Genomic DNA, 25,363 nt, shown 5'->3' on the forward strand with positions numbered 1-25,363 from the left:
GGTCGATCATTCATGCGCTTATAATAATTGTTGATCTGTAAAAAAAGAGGTGAAGTAACCAGTCGGTTACCTCACCTACTCATCAACCCTATTTGACAAAGAGCCGATTAATTTTAAGCGACTCAGCAGTCGCTTTTTTTCTTTTGCTATCAAAAGTTTGACAGAAATCTTGCAAGCTAAAAATTTTTGAAAAAATTCTATAAATGAAGCTTGTTTTTCGCTATAATACAAACAGACTATAATGAAAGTGAAGTGAATTAAATGGGTCGTAAATGGATGAACATTCGCGAAAAAAAAGCGAAAACCGATCAACAAACCTCAAGAATTTATGCAAAATTTGGCATTGAAATTTATGCAGCAGCCAAATCAGGAGACCCAGATCCGGAGACCAACCAGAAACTAAAATTTGTTGTCGATCGTGCTAAAACCTATAATGTACCATCTCACGTCATCAACAAAGCCATTGACAAGGCCAAAGGCTCGGCCGATGAGACCTTCCAAGAATTGCGATACGAAGGTTTTGGCCCGAATGGTTCAATGATTATCGTGGATGCTTTAACAAACAACGTAAACCGCACTGCCGCCAATGTTCGCATGGCCTTTAATAAGAACGGTGGAAATATGGGGGTTGCTGGATCCGTTTCTTATATGTTTGATCATGTGGCTGTTTTTGTGATGGAAAACCAAGATGAAGAAACCATTACGATGGCTTTATTGGAAGCAGATCTCGATGTCAAAGATGTTTATACTGAAGAAGGATCTGTGGTTGTATATGGTCAACCTGGTGATTACGGCACTATTAAAGAATGCCTGGAAAGTATTGGTATTACTGACTTTTCAGTGGCTGAAACTGAAATGATTGCCCAGACTGAAGTGGACCTCAACGCAGAAGACTTGGAAACTTTTGAGAAGTTAATTGATGCATTAGAAGATGATGAAGACGTGCAAAAGGTTTATCATAATGTGAATATGTAATTAATTCACGTAAATTTAAAGGTCTATATTCCTATGTTAACAAATAGCCTCCTATCCGTTGAATAGGAGATTGTTTGTTAACATCCGTTTAAATATCAATCTTATTATTTATATTTTTGTACACGATACGATCATAATACAATAAATAATTCCACCAAATAAAAGGTATTAATAAAGGAATTGCTCTTCATAAATAAAAATAATCCGAATAGTTATAGAAAGAACATTCAATCCAACTATTGATGCTCTCTTATAGATTAAACGTTTAGAGAAGCATCAGTGGAGTGAGTAATAAATCCATTGATTTATTTGACAATCTTTCTACATACTATTCGGATTTTTTCATAAGACTAATTTATTAATCTTTCTACTAATTATAGATCTTTAACCTTCATCATACGAGTGATACTTGCTCGCTCATTTTCTTCTAACTTCATTGAAATATAGTTGATTGTCTCTTCGGTATCCGGAATCATTCGATATTCAAGAGCGTTAACACGTCTTCTTGTTTTTTCGATTTCATCGGCTAAAAGCTGACAAGTCTTTTCAATTTCGACTAAATCTAATAACTTGGGCAAAATGGACCTTAAACCTTCTAAAGCTTCATCTAATTCCGCATTGGAATTCAAATAACCATAGCGTAAAGGCTCATCATCAATATCATCATCTAAATTAAAATCCATTTTAGGAACATTGACACTCATAATATTTTTAAGGTCAATTGAAAGATCAATGTTTTCACCTGAAATGGCCGCTATCTCTTCAATAAAATGATCGCTCATTAAAGACTTCGCTAATACAAATGATTGTAAGGCATTTGAAAGTTCTGCTTCCACTTGATCTCTTAGTTCATTGTTTTTACGAATCAAATCAATAAAATGGCGCATCAATTCATCTTGCTTATCTTTAAGTAACTTATGCCCGCGACTAGCCAGTGCGTGCGTACTCTTTAAAGCTGACAGCTCCATCCGGGTGGGCTTTACCCCTAATACGTTTGCCATAGTGCATTACTCTCCTTTCGGTAAGTATTGCTCGATCATTGGATCCTTGATCCGTTTCAATTCGCTCTTCGGTAAAATCTTTAATAAGTCCCAGGCAATACCAAGCGACTCAAAGATGTCACGGTTCTTATCAAAGCCTTGGTTAACATAGCGTTTCTCGAATTCATCAGTAAATTTAACATACTGTTTATCGATATCTGAAAGGGCTGACTCACCCAATACAATCGCTAATTCTTTTGCTTCTTTACCTTTGGCATAAGCTGCAAATAGCTGGTTCATTGTCGGTGCATGATCTTCACGTGTTTTTCCTTCACCGGTTCCCTTATCCTTCAAACGCGATAAGGAAGGAAGTACATTAATAGGCGGCTTAATACCTTGGTTATCTAATGAACGGTCTAAGATGATCTGTCCTTCAGTAATATAACCGGTTAAGTCAGGGATTGGATGAGTAATATCATCTTCAGGCATGGTAAGAATTGGGATTTGAGTAACCGATCCCTTAGATCCTACTAAACGTCCTGCGCGTTCATAGAGTGTAGATAGGTTGGTATATAAGTAACCTGGATAGCCACGACGGCCTGGTACCTCACGACGGGCTGCTGACACTTCACGTAAGGCCTCACAATAGTTCGTCATGTCTGTCATGATAACTAAAACGTGCATATCTTTTTCAAAAGCCAAGTATTCGGCAGCAGTTAAGGCGATTTTTGGAGTCGCTAACCGCTCAATTGCTGGGTCATTAGCTAGGTTAACAAACATTACTGAACGATCGATTGCTCCGGTTTCACGGAAAGAATCCATAAAGTATTCAGCCTCATCATAAGTAATTCCCATGGCTGCAAAGACAACTGCAAAATTTTCATCAGAATTTAAAACAGTTGCTTGACGTGCAATTTGGGCTGCTAACTCTTTATGCGGCAAACCAGAACCAGAGAAAACGGGTAGTTTTTGTCCACGAACCAGTGTATTCAAATGGTCGATGGTTGAAATACCTGTTTGAATAAATTCATCCGGATAGTCACGCGCCATTGGGTTAATCGCTTGACCATTGATATCAGCAAACTTTTCAGGAATGATTTGCGGTCCGCCATCCATCACATTACCCATACCGTCAAAGATGCGTCCCACAATATCTTCGGATAAAGCAAATTCTAAGGGCTTGCCTTTAAAACGCGCTTTAATATTGGATAGCTTCATTGAAGAAGTACCACCATAAATTTGAACAACGGCTTTACCCTCTTTAGCTTCTAACACCTGACCCATACGAATTTCACCATCGTGGAGCTCAATTTCAACTAGTTCGTCATAGGCTATATCTTCGACGCCATCTACAATCATCAAAGGACCATATAGGTCAGAAATATTTGTATATTCCTTAAGCATTTGCTCCACCTCCTTGTTCTAATACTTGTTTCATGTAGGTAGCAATTTGCTGATCAATCTCATCCAAGCGGTGAATTTCTTCTTCTGGAATAAATTTAGCTCGAGCAATTTGCTCACGAACTTCTTGAGTACCTTCCATAATTTCATTATAGTAAGCACCCAGTTTCATTGCTTCTCTTGCCTCAATTTCAAAATCAATAATTAAATTCAATAATTTCAATTGTTTTTCTTCAGAGGTTGTCGTATCAACATCGTCAAAAGCATTTTGTTGTAAGAAGTCTTCACGAATCATCCCTGCGATGGCAAGCGTTAATTTATCTTTTTCAGAAAGTGAATCTAAACCAACCAAACGAACAATTTCTTGCAAGCTTGATTCTTCTTGAAGAAGGGATAAGCAATGACGTACTTTCTCACCCCAACTTGGGTCAATGTGTTCATCATTATGTGCTTGAACATCGGTTGAATATTGAGAATAAGAATCTAGCCAGTTAATAGCTGGGAAGTGACGTTGTTGTGAAAGTTTAGAATCTAAACTCCAGAATACTTTTACGATACGTAAAGTGTTTTGGGTAACGGGTTCTGAAGTATCCCCACCTGGAGGTGAAACCGCTCCAATGGCAGAAACTGAACCAACGCGCTCATCTGATCCCAATACTTGGACCAAGCCGGCACGCTCATAGTATTCTGCAATACGTGAACCTAAATAAGCTGGATAACCTTCATCCCCTGGCATCTCTTCCATACGTCCTGACATTTCACGTAATGCTTCTGCCCAACGTGAAGTAGAATCCGCCATGATGGCCACTGAATAGCCCATATCACGGAAGTATTCCGCAATAGTGATACCTGTATAGATTGAAGCTTCACGAGCCGCCACCGGCATATTGGAAGTGTTAGCAATTAAAATAGTACGTTGCATGATAGACTCGCCCGTTTTAGGATCAATTAATTCTGGAAACTCGTTAATAACGTCCGTCATCTCATTTCCACGTTCACCACATCCTACGTAAACCACTACGTCAACATCAGCATACTTAGCGATTTGGTGCTGAACGACCGTTTTTCCAGCCCCGAAAGGTCCAGGAACAGCAGCTACCCCACCCTTAGTGATTGGGAAGAATGTATCAATTACACGTTGTCCTGTCTTTAGTGGTGCTTTGGGAGTTGATTTAGCTTTATAAGGGCGTCCCAAACGAACCGGCCATTTTTGAACCATATTTAATTCATGTTCGCCTGATTCTGTTTCAACCACACAAACGGTATCTTCAATTTTGAAAGAGCCAGATTCGATGGATTTAATTGTTCCTTCAATGCCAACAGGAACCATAATGCGGTGCTCAATAATTTTGGTTTCTTGAACGACCCCAATAATATCGCCAGCTACCACATGGTCACCCACTGCTTTACGGGCTTCAAATTCCCAAACCTTGTCACGATCTAAAACATCAATGTTACTTCCTCTTACTAAAAAATTACTCTCTGTTTTTTGCATGAAATCTTCTAATGGTCTTTGAATCCCATCAAACATCTTGGTTAATAGACCTGGTCCTAATTCAACTGAAAGAGGATGTCCTGTAGGTCTTACGATTTCGCCCGGTTTCAACATCGAGGTCTCTTCGTATACTTGAATGGATGCAACGTCTTGGTGCATTTCAATAATTTCGCCAGTAAGTTGCATTTCTCCAACCAAAACAATTTCACGAATTGAGGAGTCTTTCATTCCTTTAGCCTTCACTAAAGGTCCTGAAATTTCTTGAATAATTCCAGTTGTCATTTTTTTCCTCCTTTTATAATATGTTCTGTCCGATTGCTTTTTCAACGTTGTCATTGACTTTGGCTTTACCTATTCCAAGAGATCCTTTATGAGTTGGAATTAGAATAACCGCAGGGGTTGGTAAAGTGTCAAAGTGACTAATCGTATCGGGTATTTCATGAGCTAGATTTTCTGTCAATAATACGACACCAATATTTTCTTCTTTTAAATCGTGTAGAATTTTTCTAGCTTCCTCGCCACTACTTGCTGGATAGACTTCAAATCCTAATAGTTTAAAGGCTAATACGACGTCACGGTTACCGATTACTGCTATTTTATATGCCATGAATAGGTCGCATCCTTTCTTTAATTAGTTGATTGTCTAAATTATTTTCTTTCCCAATTAAGATGAGGCGTACGTTGTCACTCTCATTTTCCAAGAAATATAGATAAGTAAGTACTGGCATCGGCCCGAAGGCATCAAATGAGAATGATCTTAAAATCCGACTAAACTCGCCTTGAATTAAAGCATTTAGTTCAGTTGGGTTAACCTTTTCATCATTCAATTGATCCCAAACAGGGTCTAAATTAATCATGTATTCAGCTGTTTGATAAGTTTCAACTAAACCGTTCAAATCTTTTTCTCGCCAATTTTCAATGATATCATCACGACTCACTGCCCCTTGACTTGATAAAGAGGTGAAAATAAATGATGTACTTTGACCTTGTTTAAAAGCACGGACAAAAGTTAATAAATTTTGAAAATCAATTTTCATTTTTACAAATCTACTGAGTTCTTCATGCTTCATTGCATCGGCATGAGATCGGATATGTCTTAGATAGGCTGTATCCAAAATGACATCAATCGAATGGGTATCGCCTGTGTCTTCTACTGCTGTGATAGCGTCATAGACAGCTTCTTCTAATACAGGATGAAGGTCTTCATTTTGTCCTTTTGTAGACACAACTTGAGCAAGTTCCTCTTTTGAAAAACTGCCAATCGGAATGTACAAATGAGACAAATCTTCATCCAGATATTTTTCTTTAATTAAAAGCTTCAAATTATGATAAGTATATCTTAATGAGAAGATTTCGATTATACGCCTATCAGGTGATGCCTCAAGTAATTCTTCATATACATAAACCAAACGTTGTTGAATGATTGGCTCAAAACTACGATTTAAACGCACTTCCTCCGGAATAGAATAAGCCGTCTTACCTAAGTAGTCTAAAACAGCATCAGAATGGTCCATTTGTAATAACGTTTCATAGTCTGATTGACTGAGAAGTTGAGCTTCATAGAGGCGCAGGGTCGTATTTAAACCAGCATACTCTAATTCTTTCATTATAAGCCCCCCTTATGCTTTCAGTTGTTTTTCAAGTTCAATAAGCAGTTGAGGCTTCAGTTCATTAATAATATCTTCAAATAAATAATTCATATTCATCCCTTTTTGGGTAAGAATAAAACCAGATTTATCCGCAACGTTTTCGCCCCATTGCATCATATTATAATCTGCATGAAATTTATTCGCTTGATCATCAGAAATAAATTGACGTGATTTTTCACCGATTCTTAGTTCAAAAGCTTGATTTGAATCCAACTTTTGCATTGCCGCTTGAATCATTTGACCCAAATTATTAGCTATCGAATGGTTTATTTCTTCAGGAACGTCTTGGATAATTTCTTCTAATAATTTTTGCTTATGAGTAAGCTGTGAGTTGCGCAATTCATTAGCCAATGATTGCTTACGAATTTCAAATTGTTGCTCTTGCTTACGAATAAAGTTTTCTTTATCATGCTCAAATTGTTTATTAATCCGATTTTTGTAATCGTCCATTGCTTGGGACAACTCATTTTGAAGATCTTGAACTTGTGCTTCACCTGTGGCTTGAACTTTCCCTAAGATTTTATTTTGTAAAGTTTCAATGTTTCCCACAAGTTTGACCTCCTATCCTTGAACAAGTAAGAATGAGAATACGAATGCTAAAATTGCATAAGTTTCAACCATTACTGAATAAATAATTGCATTAATAACTTTTTCAGGACGTTTAGCCAAAATCTGCATACCTGCTGCAGCTACTTTACCTTGGTGAATACCTGATACCCAACCTACAAAACCAACAGGCATAGCAGCAATTAATAGATTAAGTCCTGTTTGTAGTTCCATGCCTTGTTGTAACTGTAAGAAAATTAAGAAGCCAATCGCAAATCCATAAAGGCCTTGTGTACCTGGTAGTAACTGTAAGATTAAAGATTGAACGAATTTTTCAGGTTGATCTTTAGTTAAAGCTGCAGCGGATGTACCTGCAGTACCAACCCCATTAGCTGAACCAAAACCTGAGAAAATAACTGCCACTGCTATCCCTAAAACGGCGAATAAATAACCACCATACTCTTGTAAAAATTCCATTATATTACCTCCTAGTAAATTTATTTAATATTAATGTATTTGCCTAAGTATTTTAATGGGGCAAAGGCTTGACCCCCAGCTTCATAGAATTTACCGAAGAACTCAACGAAGATTAAACGTGCAGAGTGAACATAAGCACTTAAGACCGTTAAGCCAAAGTTAAATAACTGTAAAGCAATGATTAATAGAATACCCACTGAAAATCTTGCTGCAGGAGGTAAATATGCCACCAAAATATTAAAGGCTAAGGCAATTGATCCTCCAGCTATACCAAGGGCCATTAGTCGACTATACGATACTAAATCTCCTAAATAAGAAGAGATGCCATACAAATCGTATAAACCGGCTCCGAAACCGGCAAATTTATTTTTACTTTTAATAATAGCTACTACCAAAATTGTTATGGCTGCAAACCCAGCTAAATATAGGCCTAATTGTTGTAGACTTTCAATGTTTAATAACATTGGTCCAAGGACTGCAATTAAAAAGCCAAATAGCATGATAATCCATGATAGTCCATCCTTAATTGCATCTAATCGATTACTTTCCCAATTTAGGAGTGTGTTTAGGATGAGTCCATGAATGATTTGGATAAATCCTAAACCAATCGACAAGGCCAATACCTGAATGACGTCTTCAGTAGGTGATAGCAACTTGAAAGGCAAGGATTCACCAAAAAACGACCCGTAAATTAAGCCCCATAGCAAAACAGCATATGATAAGAGATGGAAGAAACGTATGTTTTTTTTCATCCCTTTATCGATCGTAAAGAATTTTAATGGGATAAAGGTTCCTAACCAGAGTAAAATTCCATAACCTAAATCGGCAATCATCATTCCAAAGAATGTCCAATAATAAGGCGTTAAAGAGGATGTCGGGTCAAACCCCTTATATCCAGGTAGACCATACATTGAAGTAACTGTTTCAAAAGGTTCAACCAAAGGGTGATTTTTTAATTGAATGGGTACTTCTTCGCTTTCTTCTTCAGTTGGTGTCACATAGTCTAAATAAACTTCTCCATTTAGCGCTTTTATAACTTCTTCTAAGCTTGCTTGAGCTTGTTGCTCTTCAATCCAACCTTCTAGAGCGAACAACTCCCCTTTGTTTAATCCTAATTCTGTTGCTTTTTGTCTTTCTACTTTGGCATAAAAAACTTCTTCAGCGATTTTTAATTGGTTATATTCTTGTCTGAAACTTCCCAATTCTTTTCTTAGATCTCTGGCTTTGTTTCTTAAGTTTTCCGCTTCTATATGGGATTCTTCTAGCAGTTTAACCGGAAGGTCTTTGAAGCGATAATCTAAGATCTGGAAGCGGTTTTGATTAAGAAATTGATTCACTTCGAAGGCATCATCCTTATCAAAAGCAACTGCCAGGCCAATTTCTTCTTTAGACTGATAGACCTCTTCCAGTGCAATTCGGTCTTCTTCTTTCAAAGCATTGTAATATTCATTATCCGCTGTTTGAGGAATTGTCCCTAATAACAAGCGTGTATAGCGATAATCTTTAGCGTAATCTGGAAGTGCTTTTAGATTGCGCCACTTATGATAAAAATCGGCTTCATTCTCGCAAATTTGAATTTGGGAATCAATTTCTTCTAGCATCTTTTTCTTTTCCCATACTTTATCAGTAATCTTCTTGGCTTGCTCATCCATTTGACTTTCTTCAATTTCAGCCATACTCATTTCTGGTAATGGCGTTAGATACTTGTCTTTAAAGGATTCAGCTGTTAGATAACTTTCTAAATATTTTTTTGCTGATCGGACATTTTCTAACTGATCGAGATATTCTGTCAGTTGTTTTGATTCCATTTTTGGCTCTTGGTCCAACAATTCAGAGTTAATTGTCTTCACTTGAATGTTTTGCATTTTTTGAAATGCCTGCATCAAGTCGTCACGATTTTCTTTCTCAACAATTGCTAAAACCTTAGCCATTTTAGCTATTGCCATATTTCTTTCACCACCTTTTCAGCAATTTTTTGCGTCAAATCCTCACGGCGGTTAGCAATATCGGATTCAATTTGAACAACCGACAATTGATTTTCATTTCTTAAGTCATTTTCAACCTCAAGAAATTGATGATTATATTTTTCTTTAGTCGTTTGTTTAAATTGAGCGAATTCCGAATCAACCTGCCTTTTAAATGTGAGTTTTTGATCTTCAAAGTTTTCTTGCATTTCTTGCAATTTTTTTTGATAATCAGCAACTTTTTCAGCACTTAATGCCTCTAATTCGTTAACTGTCTCAATTAAATTTGCCATTCGTTCACCACCCTTCTTTTCCTATTTCAAATAGGAAATAAATAATTAGCGACACTGATATTATAACATGAATTTTGATTCCGTTTCCAATATTATTTAGTTTGTGAAAAAGTTACTATGTATTAAAATGCTGTTTATTATCTCTGTTTACTCGTATATAATTGATAGATGAATAAAATAACGATTAGAAAGAAGGGTTCTAATGATCAAGTTGATTGCAACAGCTGAATCGATAGGACAAGCCAAAAAACTAATCGATCTTGGGATCGATCAAGTTGTTATTGGTGAGGAAGTATTTGGTTTGCGCTTGCCGGCTTATTTCTCCTTTGACGAAATGAAAGAGGTTATCGATTACGCCCACCAATACAAAAAAGAAGTCATCATTGCCATGAATGCTATTTTGCATAATGAACAAATTAAGCAAGCACGATCTTTTCTAAAGAAGATCAAAGAAATCGGTGCAGACCAAATTATGGTTGGCGATACTGGCTTAATTCAAATTCTTAAAGATGAAGACCTCTACTTACCATATATTTATAATGCTTCTGTTTTAATGACCTCATCCGGTCAAGTAAATTTTTGGGCCAAATATGGCGCAAAGAGAGCCTTTGTCGCAAGTGAAGTGCCATTTGTTGAATTAAAGGATATGTTAGCTGAAAGTCAAATTCCTCTTGTTTATCAAGTCTATGGCTCTACTTGTATTCATCAAAGTCGAAGACGCTTATTGAATAATTACTTTAACTATATTCATAAGGATGTTGAGGAGTTAACCGATCGTGATCTTTTCTTGTCTGAGCCTAATAAAAAGGATAGCCATTATTCGATCTACACCGATCAACACGGTACACATATCTTTGCCAATAAAGATTTAAATTTAATTGAATATTTACCCGATTTAGCAAATGTTCAACAAACGCATTGGTATTTAGATGGATTATTTACACCCGAAGAAGCGTTCAAACAAGTCGCAAGACATTTTATACGTGTGAAGGAATTAATTGAACAAGACCAAGTGACTTTAGAAGGACTAAAACTACATCGTGTAGCGGTTGAACAATATCACACTAAAAATCGGGAATTGGGTACAGGTTTCTTCTTATATGAAGCAGACCAGGTACAATAGGAGGCGCTTATGGAAAACTTAACTTTTAAAAAACCAGAATTATTAGCACCCGCAGGAACGCTCGAAAAACTAAAAACTGCGATTCACTATGGAGCAGATGCAGTATATATTGGCGGTAATGATTACGGACTTCGTAAAAGAGCCGGTAATTTTTCTTTTGAGGATATGGCTGAGGGAGTCGCTTTTGCCCATGCAAGAGATGCGAAGGTATATGTCGCTGCTAATATGGTTACTCATGAAAATGATGAGATAGGTGCTGGTGATTTTTTCCGGCAAGTAAGGGATATTGGCATTGATGCGGTCATTGTGTCTGATCCGACTCTTATGCAAATATGTGCCAGTGAAGCTCCGGGACTAGACATTCACCTTTCCACCCAGCAATCAGCTGTCAATTATGAAACCTTGAACTTTTGGCAGGAAGCCGGACTGACACGTTGCGTTTTAGGACGTGAGGTCTCTATGGCAGAAATTAAAGAAATCCGTGCTAATACGGATGTAGAAATCGAAGCTTTTATTCATGGTGCTATGTGTATATCTTATTCCGGTCGTTGTACTCTCTCCAACCATATGGCTAATCGTGACGCTAATCGAGGCGGCTGTTGTCAATCTTGTCGTTGGCACTATGGCTTATTCGAACTGCCTGAGTTGGACCAAAAAGTAATGGTGGGGGCAGGTGAACCGGGTATTAAAGAACCTTTCTCGATGTCAGCTGTTGATATGGGGATGTTAGACCATATCCCTGAAATCATTGAGGCAGGGATTGATTCGCTGAAAATTGAAGGCCGTATGAAATCCATCCATTATATCTCAACCGTTGTTAACGTTTATCGTAAGGCTATTGATAGCTTCTTTGCTGATCCTAAAAATTATGAAGTAAAAAAAGAATGGTCTGATGAATTATGGAAAATTGCTCAACGCGAGCTTTCAACTGGCTTTTATTACGACGCACCAAGTGAAAAAGAGCAATTGTTTGGCAAGCGTCGACGTCGACCAGAGTATTCCTTTATAGGGGAAGTTTTAGATTATGACCCTGATACAACCATCGCTACTATTCAACAACGCAATAACTTTAAAGTTGGTGAAACCATTGAATTTTATGGTCCTGGCATGCGCCGTCATCAAGAAACATTAGATCAAATGTGGGATGACACAGGAGCTGAAATCAAAGTGGCTCCTCACGCTATGCAAATTGTTACTATGAAAGTCAGTCAACCTGTTGCTAAGCACGATATGCTTCGTAAACACTTAAAATAAAACGAAAGCAACTCATAGATGATACCTACCACTTTTGCTGGATAAACAGTCAAAGGGTAGGTATCTTTCAGAGTTGCTTTTATTTAGCTATTATTTTTTCTAAGTGCTCAATGAAGTATTTCAAGACTTGAATACGGGCATAGCGTTTATCATTGCTGGCTACGATATACCAAGGAGCATATTCGGTATCTGTGCGAACCAACATTTCATTCATAGCCTCTAAATATTGTGGCATTTTCTCACGATTGCGCCAATCTTCAGCTGTTATTTTATAGTTTTTGGCTGGATCTTCTACCCGATCTTCAAATCTTTCATATTGCTCTTGACTATCAATATATAAGAAAAACTTCATGACAGCCGTGCCGTGGTCGGCCAAGGTTCTTTCCATTTGATTAATTTCTTCATAAGCGCGTTCCCAATCTCTTTCAGGGGTGAAATTTTCTACCCTCTCAACTAAGACCCGCCCATACCAAGAACGATCAAAAATAACCATCTGACCATCTTCGGGCATTTCTTTTTGAAAACGCCATAAATAATGAAATTTTTCTTCTATAGGGTCTGGTGCGTTAATTCCAAATATTTTATAAGAACGAGGATCAATGTGCCGGGTCAACCGCTTAATTGCCCCACCTTTACCAGCTGCATCCATTCCTTCAAAGGCTAAAACAATGGGGATTTTCTGATCATAGCATTGGTAAACCAATTTAGCCGCTTGCTCTTGTAAGTTAGCTAACTCCTTGTGGTAATCATCTTTTGAAAGACTCTTACTTAAGTCAAATTGGTCAAGAACATCGTAAACCTGATCACGATCTCTTTTAATCGCTTCATCCCTAGTCCGGCACTGAACGATCCGTTCTATACCACGATGAATTTCATCAATTACCGTCCCTAAGACCATTTTAGAAGCATATTTTTTGTCCTCAGCTGCAACGATATGCCAAGGTGATCGTTTATTATTAGTTTGGGTAAGAATCTTTTCAAACCATTCTTGGTGGTCTTGGTAGTTTTTATTTTGTTCATAGTCTACCTCAGATAACAAATGCTTTCCTTCAACTGTCTCTTCAAGTTTCTTGATGCGTTTTTTTTGTGTTTTTTCCGTTATATTTATGAAAAACTTAATAACAATCATACCGTTATTTATCAAAGTACTATCTAGTTCTGTTAATTCACGAACACGCTGCTCTAGTTTTTCATCATTTTTTTGATCATGATTAAAGACTTGATAGTAAAAGGAACGATCATAGACAACTATTTCTTGATTAGAGGGAATTTTTTGCCAAAAACGCCAAACAGAAGGATGCGCTTTTTCCATTTGATTGGCCTTGTCAAAGACTTCTACTCTCACATAACGTGGATCGAGTTCACGCGTTAAATCGTTGATCACATAGCCTTTACCTGCCGATTCCCAGCCATCAATTAAAATTAAAACTGGAATTTCAAGTCCTTTAACTGTTCGTTGTAATTGATCGAGCCTTTCACCCAACTCTGATCTTTTATAGTTATCAAAGCGTTGGTCAATTTTTTCAAAATCAAAGTCTTTTAACATGGATTCTCCTTCTTTCTGTAATATTGGTAAGCATCTCTAGGATCGCCATTTTCTAAAAAAATAATGCCACAAAACTGAAATCCTAGCTTTGCTAAAATATGTTTCATTGGTTGATTTTCCTCATGTGTGTCAATTCTGATATTCGAATAATGTTCCAAGGTCCAGTCTAATAATGCTTGCCCACTACCTTTTGCTGATGGTAAAGATGCTAGTCGATGAATAGTCACATACTCTTCATCATTCAGCCACTGTCCCTGAATGTTTTTATAAGTAGGGTCTTCCCCTGCTAGCAAAGCCATCACTGCTAATATTTCATGATCGAGCCTATCTTCTACTATATAAGAATGTGCTGAACGATAATCATTTAGAATGACCTCTCTGCCAGGATAGCCATCAATCCATTGATTGAGATTACCAGTAGCCAATTGAAATCGACGTGCTTGATCATAAATGGCTTGCAACTTATCGATATCTTTTAATTCTACTCGACGAACCTGCCAGTCACTTGTTTTTTTTATCTTACTCAAAAGGATCCTCCTCATATTCTACATGCATTAAATATAAACCTTGTGGAGGCGCTGTAGGACCTGCCTGGTTGCGATCTTTTATATCTAGAAGTCGTTGCATCTCGATAGGTTCTTTAAGGCCGTCACCTATTTGAAGGGAAGTTCCCACAATAATACGGATCATATTGTATAAAAATCCGTTCCCTTTAAAATCAAAAACTAACTCTTGATTAGGAACGTCTAGATTAGCCTTTACTTCATATAAGTTTCTCACTTTATTCTCTTTATCTGTTTTAGTAGAGCAAAAACTTGTGAAATCGTGTTCTCCTTGTAGATAAGCTAAACCTTCTTGAATGCGCTCAATTTCAAAAGGATAACCATGGTGAGTGGTAAAATTTCGTTTAAAAGGATCTGGGAAAGCTTGAGTATCCACGCGATAGCGATAGGACTTTCCAATAGCATGGTAGCGGGCATGAAAATCTATCTTCGTCTGGTTACATTGAATAATACGAATGTCTTTTTCAAGAATAGAATTCAAAGCACGCAAAAGATTGATAGCCGGAATCGAAGCAGGAAAATCAAAATGGATCACTTGCCCCATGGCATGAACCCCTGCATCTGTTCGACCGGAACCTATAATTTTAATAGGGTTTTCTGGGCTTTTTTTAGCAATAAGAAGCAAGGCATTTTCAATTTTCTCTTGAATAGATATACCATTTTTTTGAATTTGATAACCGTGATAGTGACTTCCATCATATTGAACTTTAGCTACATAACGTGGCAAACTCCCACTCCTTTCCATCTCATTTAATTATAGACATTCTTTTCTTCATTATAAAGGCTAATGGTTGCCTAACAAAAAAACTCTCTCATTCAATTTGAATGAGAGAGAAAAAAGTAATGTGTTATTAATCTTTTAATTTTTTCTTTGAATACGCAAGGCTGCCTAAACCTAAGAAGGAAAGTATTGTTGCTACGATAGGATAAGCATGCTGACTCGTTTCTCCAGTAGCTGGTAAGACGCTAGCGCCTTCAGCATCAGATCCTACACCTTGATTCTTATCAAAACTTTCACCTTGCTGTGGTCTTGAACCAGCCTTAGGCTTCAAGTCTTTAGAATATCCCATTACAAGATTTTGCAATTCTAATAATTGAGCTTTTGTTAAATCGTTTAAGTTACTTGCCTCAATTTCATTCACTAAAGCTTGAGCTTTCTTAAGATCAAAATCTTTAGGCTTACGATAATCTTCGATATTCTTTAGTTTATATTTAAACATTTCAAAGTAAGCATTGAAGTTTTTAATTTCTTCTGATAATTCGTCTTCTTTTGCTTGTTCTGGTTTTGTTGGATCAGTTGGACTGGATGGTTCTTCCGGACTTAAATGCTCATCATTTACCTTAGTACCCATTAGAATGATCTCTGTTTGAGCCGGACGAATAACTTCTCCGGTTAACGGATTCAACAACCCTTTAACTCCTTCTTGAATAGTTAATTCGATTCCTTCTAATAAATAAGAGTCTGATTTTTTATCCGTTTCAAAATCAATTTCTACTGGACCATATTCCACAACTTTATCAGTCGCGTCTATAAGAATAACTAATTCACCATCTTCATCGATATTAGCTTTTCCTTCTTGACCTTCTTGGACAACGTTCATTTCACCCACAGCTAAATCTGCATTAAAACGTTTCACAACTTTAAATGGAATAGCTTTTAAATCTCTTAATTGAACTGGGATAGATGTTGCTTCACTTTCATTACCAAAGTCATCATAAACAGTAAAGGTTAGCTCTTTTCCTAACTTAGATTTAGGAATAGTATATAAAACTTTTCCTTCGACTGGGATAGGATTTAATAGTGAATCGAATGTCTTATCTACGCGACCGATCATGTCATTATCCGCCCATAATTCAACATAGTTCATGTTATCACTGAAGTCGATCTCGAAGTATAATAAATCCTTATCTGGACCAAAGACTTGGTTAACTTTAAGTTTTGGCGCTTCAATATCTCGTCTTATTCTTTGAGCCACTTGCTGCTTAACTAATTTATCGTTAGGACTCTTAACATAAGCAATCATTTCAATACTGTAAACTTTATTTTCGGTTAACTTCTCAGTAGATATATCTTCCTTAAAGTAGATCATACCCTCTATTTCTTCAAAAGCGACTGGGTGATTTTCTATAATGATATTTCCGTCTTCGTCACTCACTCGATACTCTAAATAATGAAGCTCATTATAATTTGAGATTTCACCTGAAAGGTCAATGAATTCTTGATACTCACCATATGGCTGGAAGTACCAAGGGCTATTAGTAACAATTGATGGTAAGTCGGTTGTATCTAAGCCTTTTTCTGCAATATATTCTTCTGGATTGCTCGGAGCCTCACCATAAGCTTTGTTCTCTTCAGTTACCTCTGCTTCTGGTTCTTCTCCTGGTTTAATATCAGATCCTCTTTCGACTTCTTCTAAAGTACCATCGGCTAATAAGCGATATTGTTTAATATTTCGAGCGTTGTCATATACCCAAATATCTAAGTCTTTATCTTCAAAACCTTCTTCTAGATTAATTGTAAATGTTTCTTTTAGTAATTGTGGATTATCATTCTTATTAACTTCTTGCCAAGATACAAATTGATCGCCACTATAAACCTCTACTGCAAAAATGCCAGATAAGTTATCTTCTACTGATAAAGTTACTTTGTTTTGTTCACGTTTGGCTTCTAACATAGCATCACTATTATCTAGTACAAACTTATACTCATAACGCTGTCTTTCAGCATCTGGCGCATCAATTTGTGCTTCGATTACATAATAATATTCACCTTCATCTACTTTCTCACCAAATGTATCGGTGAAATCCCAGCCAGTTCCCCAAGGATCTTGTAAGAATCGATATTGATCTTGGTATAAACGAGCAACTTTAAACATACGATTGATGATGGAAAGATCACGTATTTTTTCTCCAGCAGCATTTTCCACGTGGAAAGTTACATCGACTGCGTCACGTAAGAAAGCTAATTTCGGCGTTACTTTGTTTTCAAAGCCATCTTTCTCATTACTATTCACAAAAATCACCTTATCATCTTCAACTCGCCATGCATTAAAGTAATCCCAACCCTGTTCTAAACGCTTACGAACAAAGGCTGTTTTGTCGACACCACCATCCTCGTATTCAATCGGTAAGAAGTTGACATCTTTAGCGTCGGCAAAATCAATCATTTCATCAATAATCGGTAATTTATCCCATTCCCCCTTGAAACCAAAGAAAGGCAATGACAATTCAGTGGCTTTAGAATCAACTGGCTTGAAGAAGAAGTATCCTTGGACGTATTGATTTTGATCGATACCCATAGTTGAAATGATTTGTTCCATTGTTGCTGTTTGACCAGCTTTAACAGTAATTTCACCTAAACTCTCTTCTTTAATCGTTTCGGTTGTTTCTGTATAGCGACCTTCTTCATTAATCTTATCTTTTAATAAAACATAAGAAACAGTATAGGTCTGATCGTCTTTACCATAGTTTTTCAGTTTTAGATTAGCTACAAATTGATCTTGAACTTCTTTTATTTCAAGCTTTCCGTCTTCTTTTGTATCTGTCTCATTAGTTGCCACAACAGTCACAAGATTATCTAAGGCTTTTTTGATATTCGCAAGACCTGCACCTTGTTGAATAGGAGTGTAATAAGAAGCACCCTCTTCAAGTGTATTTAACTTTGGAACGGCTGTATTCATTAAAATCAGCATTGCTAAGTCATCCTGTAATGGATCTTTTTCTTTCCCATTACGGACTAAAATACCTTCATCATAAAGTCTTTGCATTACAAGAGCAGCCATGCCCGATAAGTGAGGTGTTGCCATCGATGTTCCCGACATATTCTGATAACGATCATCACTCATTAAACTATAAATGAAACCACCTGGTCCGGCGATGTCCGGTTTTAATAGTAAGTCTGTAGAAGGCCCCCAAGAAGAAAACTCGCTGAGATTACCTGCCGTGAAAGCATCAAATGCTTGTAGTTCTTTAGAAATTTTGAAAAGGGCATCTTGATTAGAACTAGCAATTTCCTTAAGCTTCTGTCCAGACTCCTTAGTCACAAACATAATTGGAATATCTAAATTCTCTAAACCTGTCATTTCCATAGTATAAGGGCTTTCTAAATTATCATAAATAATTAGTCCTGCCGCATTGCGTTCTCTAGCTAACTGATATTTCTCATTAAATGAAGCATCCCCACGTTGGACCAGAACAATTTTCCCAGTAAAATCGACCTCTGCATTGTTGGTATCTTTATACAGTTCGTAATCTTCTACATTACCTTTGCCAAATTCTACAAGTGGTAATTCTTCACTGAATCCTTCAGGATAGGTAAAGGAGCCTGGGAAGTATTTAACTTCTTCTCCTGCTTTTACTTGAACATAGCGTTTCATTTCTTTTAAGTTATCGAATGAAGCAATCGACATGGAAGGATCCACACTGGCTGGATAGCCCATCGTGCTATTATCTGGATTTTTACCTAGTTGAGTATAATCTGTCCCCCAAGTAGCGTTACGGTCATTACCTGCTGCAATCATTGGAAGAATTCCTTTATCGCGAGCGTTTTGAACGGCTTTTGCCATTGGAGTATCACCCATAATGTTAAAGCCACTTGACATACCTAGAGACATATTAATGATATCAGCACCTAATTTAACCGAATCATCAAACGCTTTCATCCAAATGTCTTCATAAACTGTTGCGTTTACTTGATCTTCTGAGAAGGCTTTCATTAATAGTAATTGTACATGTGGCGCGATTCCACGAATACCACCCTCTTCTGGGTCACCATTTGCTCCAATCGTACCAGCTACGTGGTTTCCATGCTCATCTTTAGACTGTAAAGTGTCTACATTGTCAGCATAATTATAACCATATGCAATTTTATTAGAGTACCATTTACCTGGTAATCCTAATTTTTGAATCATTTCATTCATTTCTGCTTCATCATAACGTTTTTCGATATCATCAGCTAAAATGAAATCACGATGATAAGGATCAAAGCCTGTATCAATAACTGACACAACAATGTTTTCACCCTTATATTCTGTTTGGTAATCAGCTAATAAATCCATTCCAATTAAAGGACCAGAATTAATCATATTAGCTTCGGCTACTGGGCGTGTGTAACTTTGCGATACATTTACAGACAAGACTTGAGTCATCGACTTAAGTTGATCAATTGTAGCTTGGTTAGCTACAGCTGAGAAACCTGTAAATGAAGCTGAATATTCTTGTTCACCTTCTAAAGTAAGCCCTTGACCAGCGAGAAGATCAGTAATTTCTTTGATGGTTTTCTTTACTTCTTCTTCACTTTCTTTAATAGCTAACTGATAGAGTGTCTCGTCACGATAGTCTGCTCGATCAATAGCTGCTAGGTTATTGGTGCGCACAATTATCTTAACTTTATCTTCGGCTACTGCTTCATCATCTTTAGCTTCTGTTGTTTTAGTTGGCTCTGCTGTTTCTTCTAAGACTGTTGTTTCAACAGCTTCACTTGTTTCAACCGTTTCACTTGTTTCAACTATCTCAGTGTTTTCAATAGTCTCAGTTTTTTCAATTGAAGTTGATGTCTCCACTATTTCACTTGTCTCTATGATCTCTTTTTTAGGAATCGCTTTCAATTTTTCATTTGAAAATTCTTTCGCTTGCTGTTTTTCCTCCACTGAATTCGTGGTAACTTTTTGATCCGACTCCCTAGTAGTCTGTTGATGACTGTTTTCTTGAAGCTGAACTTGATCCACTTTTACTTCTTGTTCTTCAGCATTAACTTGATTAGCCTGTGCCATCATCATTAACGCAAGCCCACAAGAACTAAGCACCTTCAATCGATTATTCATAAAATTCCTCCTCAAACGTTTTCATATGGATACATTTTAACAGATTTTTTTTAAATTTGATAGTGAATATAAGAAATAAATGAGTGTTTTATTAAATTGTAAGGGCTTGATTTTAATATTGTTAAACTATTAAAAATCCCTAAACACTAGGTTTAGGGTGCAATAAGATTGTAGTTTTAAATTAAATATAAAACCGAATAGTTAGAATGATTACGGTGATTAAAATCATGACAATTAAAACAATCACGTCGTTGCGATCATAATCTAAGTAACGGTACTTTGTTCGCCCCTCAGCACCATGATACCCACGTGATTCCATGGCCGTAGCTAGTTCCTCTGCTCGATTAAAAGCGGAAACAAATAGTGGAACAAGTATAGGAACAATTGCTTTCATCCGTTCCATCATAGACCCTTCATCAAAATCCACTCCTCTTGAACGTTGAGCATTCATTATAGTTTGAGCCTCATCTAAAAGTGTCGGTACATAACGTAAGGCAATTGACAACATTAAGGCTACTTCATGCGATGGAAATCCAAAATGTGTTAAAGGACGCAACAGATGTTCAATACCATCAGTTAACTCAAGCGGAGCAGTTGTTAAAGTTAAAATGGTTGACATCATAATAATTAAGAACAAACGCATAAAGATATAAAAGCCGCCTAATAATCCTAGCGATGTAATCGAAATGGGTCCCCAATTAAAATAAACCTGTCCTCCTGTTGTAAACAATATCTGAAAAATGACCGTAAAAAGAATAATCCATAGCATAGGCTTTAATCCCTTAAAGAAAAAACTAAGCTTCAACCGACTCAATTTGATGCCTATTAACAATACTAGAAATAAAGTTCCATATCCTACTACATTATTTGCAAAAAAAACAAGTAAAATAAAATAGAAAGTAGCAATCAATTTAGTGCGAGGATCGAGCGCATGAATCCATGAATCAATTTGAATATAGCGGCCGATTAATATCTTATCATTCATTAGCGCTAGCCTCCCAATCATTTTGTTGATGATTAATGTCAATTAGAATCTCTGCTAGTTGTTCTACTGTTAGAGGAGATTGCTTAATTTTTTTCATGAGATCTTCAGGAATTTTATCATCTAATAAATCAATAAACGCTAAAGTCTGTGGTAAACCTAATTGCTTTTCTCTCAACCATTCGGGATCAGAGAATACTTCTGAAGGAGTTCCTTGCTTAACAATCTGGCCATTTTCCAAAACCACCACATTATCGGCATACTTGGCCACATCATCCATCTGATGAGTAACTAATACGAGAGAAAGATGATAGTCCTTTTGCAATTGCATAAACATTTCCAGCATGGTGATTTGTCCCAGTGGATCCAGACCAGCCGTTGGCTCATCTAAAATTAAAACTTCTGGTTGCAATGCCAGTACACCGGCGATAGCAACTCTCCGCATTTGACCTCCACTTAAATCAAATGGTGACCGCTCAAAAAGTTCTTCATCGATTCCCACTAAACTTAGCATATCACGGGCAATTCGCTCGGCTTCTTCTTTAGAAACACCAAAATTTTGTGGACCGAACATAACATCTTTTAACACTGTTTCTTCAAAGAGTTGACTTTCGGGAAATTGAAAAACTACACCTATTTTTTTTCTTAGTGCTTTAAGGTTTTTATCTTTTGATTCGGATGTGATCACCCGACCGTCAATAATCAATTTGCCCCTAGTTGGTTTTAATAAGACGTTTAGGTGTTGGATAAGGGTAGATTTACCTGATCCTGTATGACCTATAATAGCTGTGACTTTTCCTTGTGGGATTTCTAAATCAATCCCTTTAAGTACAGGAACTTCAAAGGGGGTTCCTGGCGAATAAGTGAAATCTACTTGTTCAAATACGATTGAGATAGCCATTCTGCCATTTCCTCCTCTGTTAAGTAGTAGTCTGGGACATCCATTCCCTTTTCTTTTAGTTGCAAACGTAATTTCTCAGCAAAAGGAAGATCTAAACCCATTTCAATTAGGGATGTACCCATAGAAAAAATGTTAGCAGGAATATCTTTATAAATTACTTTTCCTTCTTTTAAAACGATGATTTGATCAGCTAGACTGGCTTCATCAATATCATGAGTAATGGAAATGACCGTCAATCCATACTTTTCTTTGATTTCTCGAACGACTTCGACCACTTCTTTACGTCCTAAAGGATCCAACATAGCCGTTGATTCATCCATGATGATAATGTCTGGACGTAAAGCAACAACTCCAGCAATGGCAATTCTTTGTTTTTGCCCACCTGAAAGTCTTGCTGGCTCTTTTTTTAAGAAATCAAGCATTCGGACTTGTTGAACAGCTTCTTTTACGCGAACTTTCATTTCTTCACGATTGACCCCGTTATTTTCAAGACCGAAGGCCACGTCATCTTCGACAGTCGCACCGACGAATTGGTTATCAGGGTTTTGAAAGACCATACCAACTGATCGACGAATATCCCAAACAGTCTCTTCTTGTAACTTCATGCCTTTAACGTATATTTCTCCTTCGTAAGGCACTAGAAGACCATTAATCGTCTTTGAAAGAGTAGACTTGCCCGATCCATTCGGACCAATGAGCGCTACCCATTCCCCTTTATTGATACTTAAAGAGATATCCTTAATAGCGTCTTTCTCGGCACCAGGATACTGAAAAGAAACTGAATCGATTCGGATAATTTCTTCTTTCATTATTGTCTCCTTAAAAGATATTCTTATATTAATAGTTAAAGTCGTTTGCTTTCCTTAACTATTAATACAAGTTTTATGTATAAAAAAAACACTTGAAGATGATAGCAGGATTGAGATTAGAAATTCGGCTAATCCCAATCCACCAATTATATTGGTTGCTATAGAGCTAGACTCCTCGATTATCTCTTGAAATCATAACACTCTCCATCATCAAAGTGAATTAGTCAACTTAAGAAATAGCGTTATCTTAAACTAGCTCTAAGATAACCATCGGTGCACCGTCGCCACGACGAGGACCTTTCTTAAGGATACGTGTGTATCCACCATTACGTTCAGCGTAACGCTCAGCATAAGTATCAAACACACGATTTAATACAGTCTCAACCACTACCTCATCACCTTCGATACGAGCATCTGCAATTTCATTGCGTAAGAATGCTGCTGCACGACGACGAGAAGCTAAATCACCTTTTTTACCCAGAGTGATCATTTTATCAACTGTCTTACGAACTTCTTTAGCGCGGGCTTCAGTTGTTTCGATACGCTCGTTGATAATCACATCTGTCGTTAAATCACGTAGTAAAGCCTTACGTTGTGAACTCGTACGACCTAATTTACGATATGACATTCAGTTTCCTCCTTTACTCTCTACTAGTCTTCTTCACGTAAGCTTAATTCTAAACCAGCTAATTTATTTTTCACTTCATCTAATGACTTACGGCCGAGGTTACGAACCTTCATCATTTCAGCTTCGGATTTATTAGTTAGCTCTTGAATTGTATTTATTCCGGCACGCTTTAGACAATTATAAGATCGAACAGACAGATCAAGTTCTTCTATCGTCATGACAAGAACTTTTTCTTTTTCTGCTTCTTCTTTTTCTACCATAATTTCAGTATTACGTGCTTCATCATTCAAATCTACAAAGATATTTAAATGTTCAGTTAAAATTTTTGCAGCTAAACTTAGAGCTTTTTCTGGACTTATTGACCCATCGGTCCATATATCCAATGTAAGCTTATCATAAATATTTCGCTGTCCAATCCGAGTATTTTCAACTTGATAGTTTACTTTTTTGATTGGAGTGTAGATCGAATCAATCGGCAATACACCAATTGGTGTATCTTCTCGCTTATTATGTTCACTTCGAACAAATCCACGACCATTTGACACATTCATTTGCATATTCAATTGAGCACCTTCTGCTAAGGTACAAATATACAAGTCAGGGTTTAGGATTTCGATTTCATTATCATGAATAATATCTGCTGCTGTTACTGTTTTAGGACCTGCAACATTTAATTCGATCACCTTATCTTCTTCTGTATGTGTATTGAAAGCTACTTCTTTTAAATGCAAAATGATGGTTGGAACGTCTTCAACCACGCCTTTTATTGTAGCAAATTCATGAACTACGCCTTCAATTTGAACACTTGTAATCGCTGATCCTGGTAATGAAGATAACAAAATTCTACGTAATGAATTTCCAAGGGTTGTTCCATAACCACGTTCAAGTGGCTCAACGACAATTTTACCATACTTAGCATCGTCACTGATTTCAATCGTTCTAATATCTGGTTTTTCAATTTCGATCATCGATTATTTGCCCCTTTCAAAACGTTTGTCGCGATGATAATTTCGTTTCTAAACGGATTCTACACAATTATCATTATACACGGCGACGTTTTGGTGGACGGCATCCGTTGTGTGGAATTGGTGTAACATCACGAATAGCTGTAACATCTAATCCAGTTGCTTGTAATGAACGGATTGCAGACTCACGACCTGAACCTGGACCTTTAACAGTTACTTCGACTGTCTTCATGCCATGATCCATTGCTCCTTTAGCTGCAACCTCAGATGCCATTTGCGCTGCAAATGGAGTTGCTTTCTTCGAACCACGGAATCCAAGTGATCCAGCTGATGACCATGAAACAGCATTTCCATTCACATCAGTGATCATAACAATCGTATTGTTAAAGGTTGAACGAATATGAGCAATTCCTTTTTCAATATTCTTTTTAACACGACGACGACCTCTACGTGCTTGTTGTTTTGCCATGAATTTTAACCTCCTTTGTTAAGTTCTATCTAATTGGTTTCTTAGGACCTTTACGAGTACGTGCATTATTTTTAGTGTTTTGTCCACGTACAGGTAAGTTACGACGATGACGGATACCTCTTAATGAACCAATATCTTGAAGACGTTTGATGTTCATGCTGACCTCACGACGTAAGTCTCCTTCAACACGAATCTTATCAATGATTTCACGGATACGATCCAATTCGTCGTTCGTTAAATCTTTTACACGTGTATCTTCAGAAACATTTGCCTCTTCTAAGATTTTCTTAGCAGTTGAGTTGCCGATACCGAAGATATACGTTAAAGAAATAACCACACGTTTTTCGCGGGGAATATCTACTCCTGCAATACGAGCCATGCAATTTCCTCCTTCTTAATTATTATCCTTGACGTTGTTTGTGTTTTGGATTTTGACAAATCACCATAACTTTTCCTTTACGGCGAATAACTTTGCATTTTTCACAAATTGGTTTTACTGATGCTCTAACTTTCATTATACT

The 25,363-nt window shown here is 37.0% G+C and carries 24 protein-coding genes; 3 read left to right on the top strand and 21 right to left on the bottom strand.

Annotation, left to right across the window (positions count from 1 at the left end; genetic code table 11):
- Positions 1-261 precede the first annotated feature (261 nt).
- Entirely contained in the window at positions 262-975 is a 714-nt protein-coding gene (locus ACQV2P_RS03330) for a YebC/PmpR family DNA-binding transcriptional regulator (protein WP_428873292.1), read from the top strand.
- Positions 976-1,349: 374 nt separating this feature from the next.
- On the opposite strand, the gene ACQV2P_RS03335 is transcribed toward ACQV2P_RS03330, so the two are convergent.
- From ACQV2P_RS03335 to ACQV2P_RS03375, 9 genes are read right to left on the bottom strand one after another with little or no spacing between them, the layout of a single operon-like run.
- Entirely contained in the window at positions 1,350-1,976 is a 627-nt protein-coding gene (locus ACQV2P_RS03335; protein WP_428873290.1) for a V-type ATP synthase subunit D, read from the bottom strand.
- A 6-nt stretch (positions 1,977-1,982) separates the two neighbouring features.
- A complete protein-coding gene (locus ACQV2P_RS03340; RefSeq protein WP_428894631.1) occupies positions 1,983-3,359 on the bottom strand; it encodes a V-type ATP synthase subunit B in 1,377 nt (458 codons plus the stop codon).
- Positions 3,352-5,133 (bottom strand): V-type ATP synthase subunit A, encoded by a 1,782-nt coding sequence (locus tag ACQV2P_RS03345; protein ID WP_428873287.1) that lies wholly within the window; start codon positions 5,131-5,133, stop codon positions 3,352-3,354. Before ACQV2P_RS03345 ends, ACQV2P_RS03340 begins: the two co-directional genes overlap by 8 nt.
- A 13-nt stretch (positions 5,134-5,146) precedes the next feature.
- Positions 5,147-5,458: a V-type ATP synthase subunit F gene (locus ACQV2P_RS03350; protein WP_258436826.1), complete on the bottom strand. Its 312-nt coding sequence runs from the start codon at positions 5,456-5,458 to the stop codon at positions 5,147-5,149.
- Positions 5,448-6,458: a V-type ATPase subunit gene (locus ACQV2P_RS03355; protein WP_428873286.1), complete on the bottom strand. Its 1,011-nt coding sequence runs from the start codon at positions 6,456-6,458 to the stop codon at positions 5,448-5,450. The genes ACQV2P_RS03350 and ACQV2P_RS03355 overlap by 11 nt, the downstream gene beginning before the upstream one ends.
- Positions 6,459-6,470: 12 nt before the next feature.
- Positions 6,471-7,049, bottom strand: coding sequence for a hypothetical protein (locus ACQV2P_RS03360; protein WP_428873284.1), 579 nt, complete (start codon positions 7,047-7,049; stop codon positions 6,471-6,473).
- Positions 7,050-7,061: 12 nt separating this feature from the next.
- The gene (locus ACQV2P_RS03365) at positions 7,062-7,526 is read right to left on the bottom strand and encodes a V-type ATP synthase subunit K (RefSeq protein WP_428873344.1); all 465 of its coding nucleotides are present in this window, start codon (positions 7,524-7,526) and stop codon (positions 7,062-7,064) included.
- 17 nt (positions 7,527-7,543) lie between these two features.
- Entirely contained in the window at positions 7,544-9,469 is a 1,926-nt protein-coding gene (locus ACQV2P_RS03370) for a V-type ATP synthase subunit I (protein WP_428873283.1), read from the bottom strand.
- The gene (locus ACQV2P_RS03375) at positions 9,460-9,780 is read right to left on the bottom strand and encodes a hypothetical protein (RefSeq protein WP_428873282.1); all 321 of its coding nucleotides are present in this window, start codon (positions 9,778-9,780) and stop codon (positions 9,460-9,462) included. Before ACQV2P_RS03375 ends, ACQV2P_RS03370 begins: the two co-directional genes overlap by 10 nt.
- A gap of 202 nt (positions 9,781-9,982) precedes the next feature.
- On the opposite strand from ACQV2P_RS03375, the gene ACQV2P_RS03380 reads away from it, so the two are divergent.
- Both ACQV2P_RS03380 and ACQV2P_RS03385 read left to right on the top strand, forming a co-directional pair.
- A complete protein-coding gene (locus ACQV2P_RS03380) occupies positions 9,983-10,903 on the top strand; it encodes a peptidase U32 family protein (RefSeq protein WP_428873281.1) in 921 nt (306 codons plus the stop codon).
- Between the two features lie 9 nt (positions 10,904-10,912).
- Positions 10,913-12,157, top strand: a complete 1,245-nt coding sequence (locus ACQV2P_RS03385) for a peptidase U32 family protein (protein WP_428875097.1) — start codon at positions 10,913-10,915, stop codon at positions 12,155-12,157.
- A gap of 79 nt (positions 12,158-12,236) precedes the next feature.
- Here the strand turns inward: ACQV2P_RS03385 and ACQV2P_RS03390 are convergent, their stop codons facing one another.
- The 12 genes from ACQV2P_RS03390 to rpmJ all read right to left on the bottom strand — a co-directional run bounded on the left by ACQV2P_RS03390 (position 12,237) and on the right by rpmJ (position 25,357).
- Complete coding sequence (locus tag ACQV2P_RS03390; protein ID WP_428876133.1) at positions 12,237-13,703, bottom strand: phosphate:AMP phosphotransferase; 1,467 nt, start codon at positions 13,701-13,703, stop codon at positions 12,237-12,239.
- Positions 13,697-14,230, bottom strand: a complete 534-nt coding sequence (locus ACQV2P_RS03395; RefSeq protein WP_428875094.1) for a GNAT family N-acetyltransferase — start codon at positions 14,228-14,230, stop codon at positions 13,697-13,699. The genes ACQV2P_RS03390 and ACQV2P_RS03395 overlap by 7 nt, the downstream gene beginning before the upstream one ends.
- A complete protein-coding gene (gene truA, locus ACQV2P_RS03400; RefSeq protein WP_428873274.1) occupies positions 14,223-14,993 on the bottom strand; it encodes a tRNA pseudouridine(38-40) synthase TruA in 771 nt (256 codons plus the stop codon). Before truA ends, ACQV2P_RS03395 begins: the two co-directional genes overlap by 8 nt.
- Positions 14,994-15,117: 124 nt before the next feature.
- Positions 15,118-20,088 (bottom strand): S8 family serine peptidase, encoded by a 4,971-nt coding sequence (locus ACQV2P_RS03405; protein WP_428893095.1) that lies wholly within the window; start codon positions 20,086-20,088, stop codon positions 15,118-15,120.
- A gap of 181 nt (positions 20,089-20,269) precedes the next feature.
- Positions 20,270-21,073, bottom strand: coding sequence for an energy-coupling factor transporter transmembrane component T family protein (locus ACQV2P_RS03410; RefSeq protein ID WP_428873272.1), 804 nt, complete (start codon positions 21,071-21,073; stop codon positions 20,270-20,272).
- Positions 21,066-21,971 carry an energy-coupling factor ABC transporter ATP-binding protein gene (locus ACQV2P_RS03415; protein ID WP_428873270.1) on the bottom strand — a complete coding sequence of 302 codons (906 nt, stop codon included), beginning with the start codon at positions 21,969-21,971 and terminating at the stop codon, positions 21,066-21,068. The genes ACQV2P_RS03410 and ACQV2P_RS03415 overlap by 8 nt, the downstream gene beginning before the upstream one ends.
- The gene (locus ACQV2P_RS03420; RefSeq protein WP_428873269.1) at positions 21,941-22,780 is read right to left on the bottom strand and encodes an energy-coupling factor ABC transporter ATP-binding protein; all 840 of its coding nucleotides are present in this window, start codon (positions 22,778-22,780) and stop codon (positions 21,941-21,943) included. Before ACQV2P_RS03420 ends, ACQV2P_RS03415 begins: the two co-directional genes overlap by 31 nt.
- 247 nt (positions 22,781-23,027) lie before the next feature.
- Positions 23,028-23,408: a 50S ribosomal protein L17 gene (gene rplQ / locus ACQV2P_RS03425; RefSeq protein ID WP_258436808.1), complete on the bottom strand. Its 381-nt coding sequence runs from the start codon at positions 23,406-23,408 to the stop codon at positions 23,028-23,030.
- Between the two features lie 23 nt (positions 23,409-23,431).
- Positions 23,432-24,376 (bottom strand): DNA-directed RNA polymerase subunit alpha, encoded by a 945-nt coding sequence (locus tag ACQV2P_RS03430; RefSeq protein WP_428873268.1) that lies wholly within the window; start codon positions 24,374-24,376, stop codon positions 23,432-23,434.
- Positions 24,377-24,449: 73 nt separating this feature from the next.
- Positions 24,450-24,842 carry a 30S ribosomal protein S11 gene (gene rpsK / locus ACQV2P_RS03435; protein ID WP_090289495.1) on the bottom strand — a complete coding sequence of 131 codons (393 nt, stop codon included), beginning with the start codon at positions 24,840-24,842 and terminating at the stop codon, positions 24,450-24,452.
- Between the two features lie 25 nt (positions 24,843-24,867).
- Positions 24,868-25,221 (bottom strand): 30S ribosomal protein S13, encoded by a 354-nt coding sequence (gene rpsM, locus ACQV2P_RS03440; RefSeq protein ID WP_428873267.1) that lies wholly within the window; start codon positions 25,219-25,221, stop codon positions 24,868-24,870.
- 22 nt (positions 25,222-25,243) lie between these two features.
- Positions 25,244-25,357, bottom strand: a complete 114-nt coding sequence (gene rpmJ / locus ACQV2P_RS03445) for a 50S ribosomal protein L36 (protein WP_006908512.1) — start codon at positions 25,355-25,357, stop codon at positions 25,244-25,246.
- Positions 25,358-25,363 lie beyond the last annotated feature (6 nt).

The sequence above is a fragment of the Facklamia sp. P12932 genome, from assembly GCF_050409545.1.
GTDB lineage: Bacteria > Bacillota > Bacilli > Lactobacillales > Aerococcaceae > Facklamia.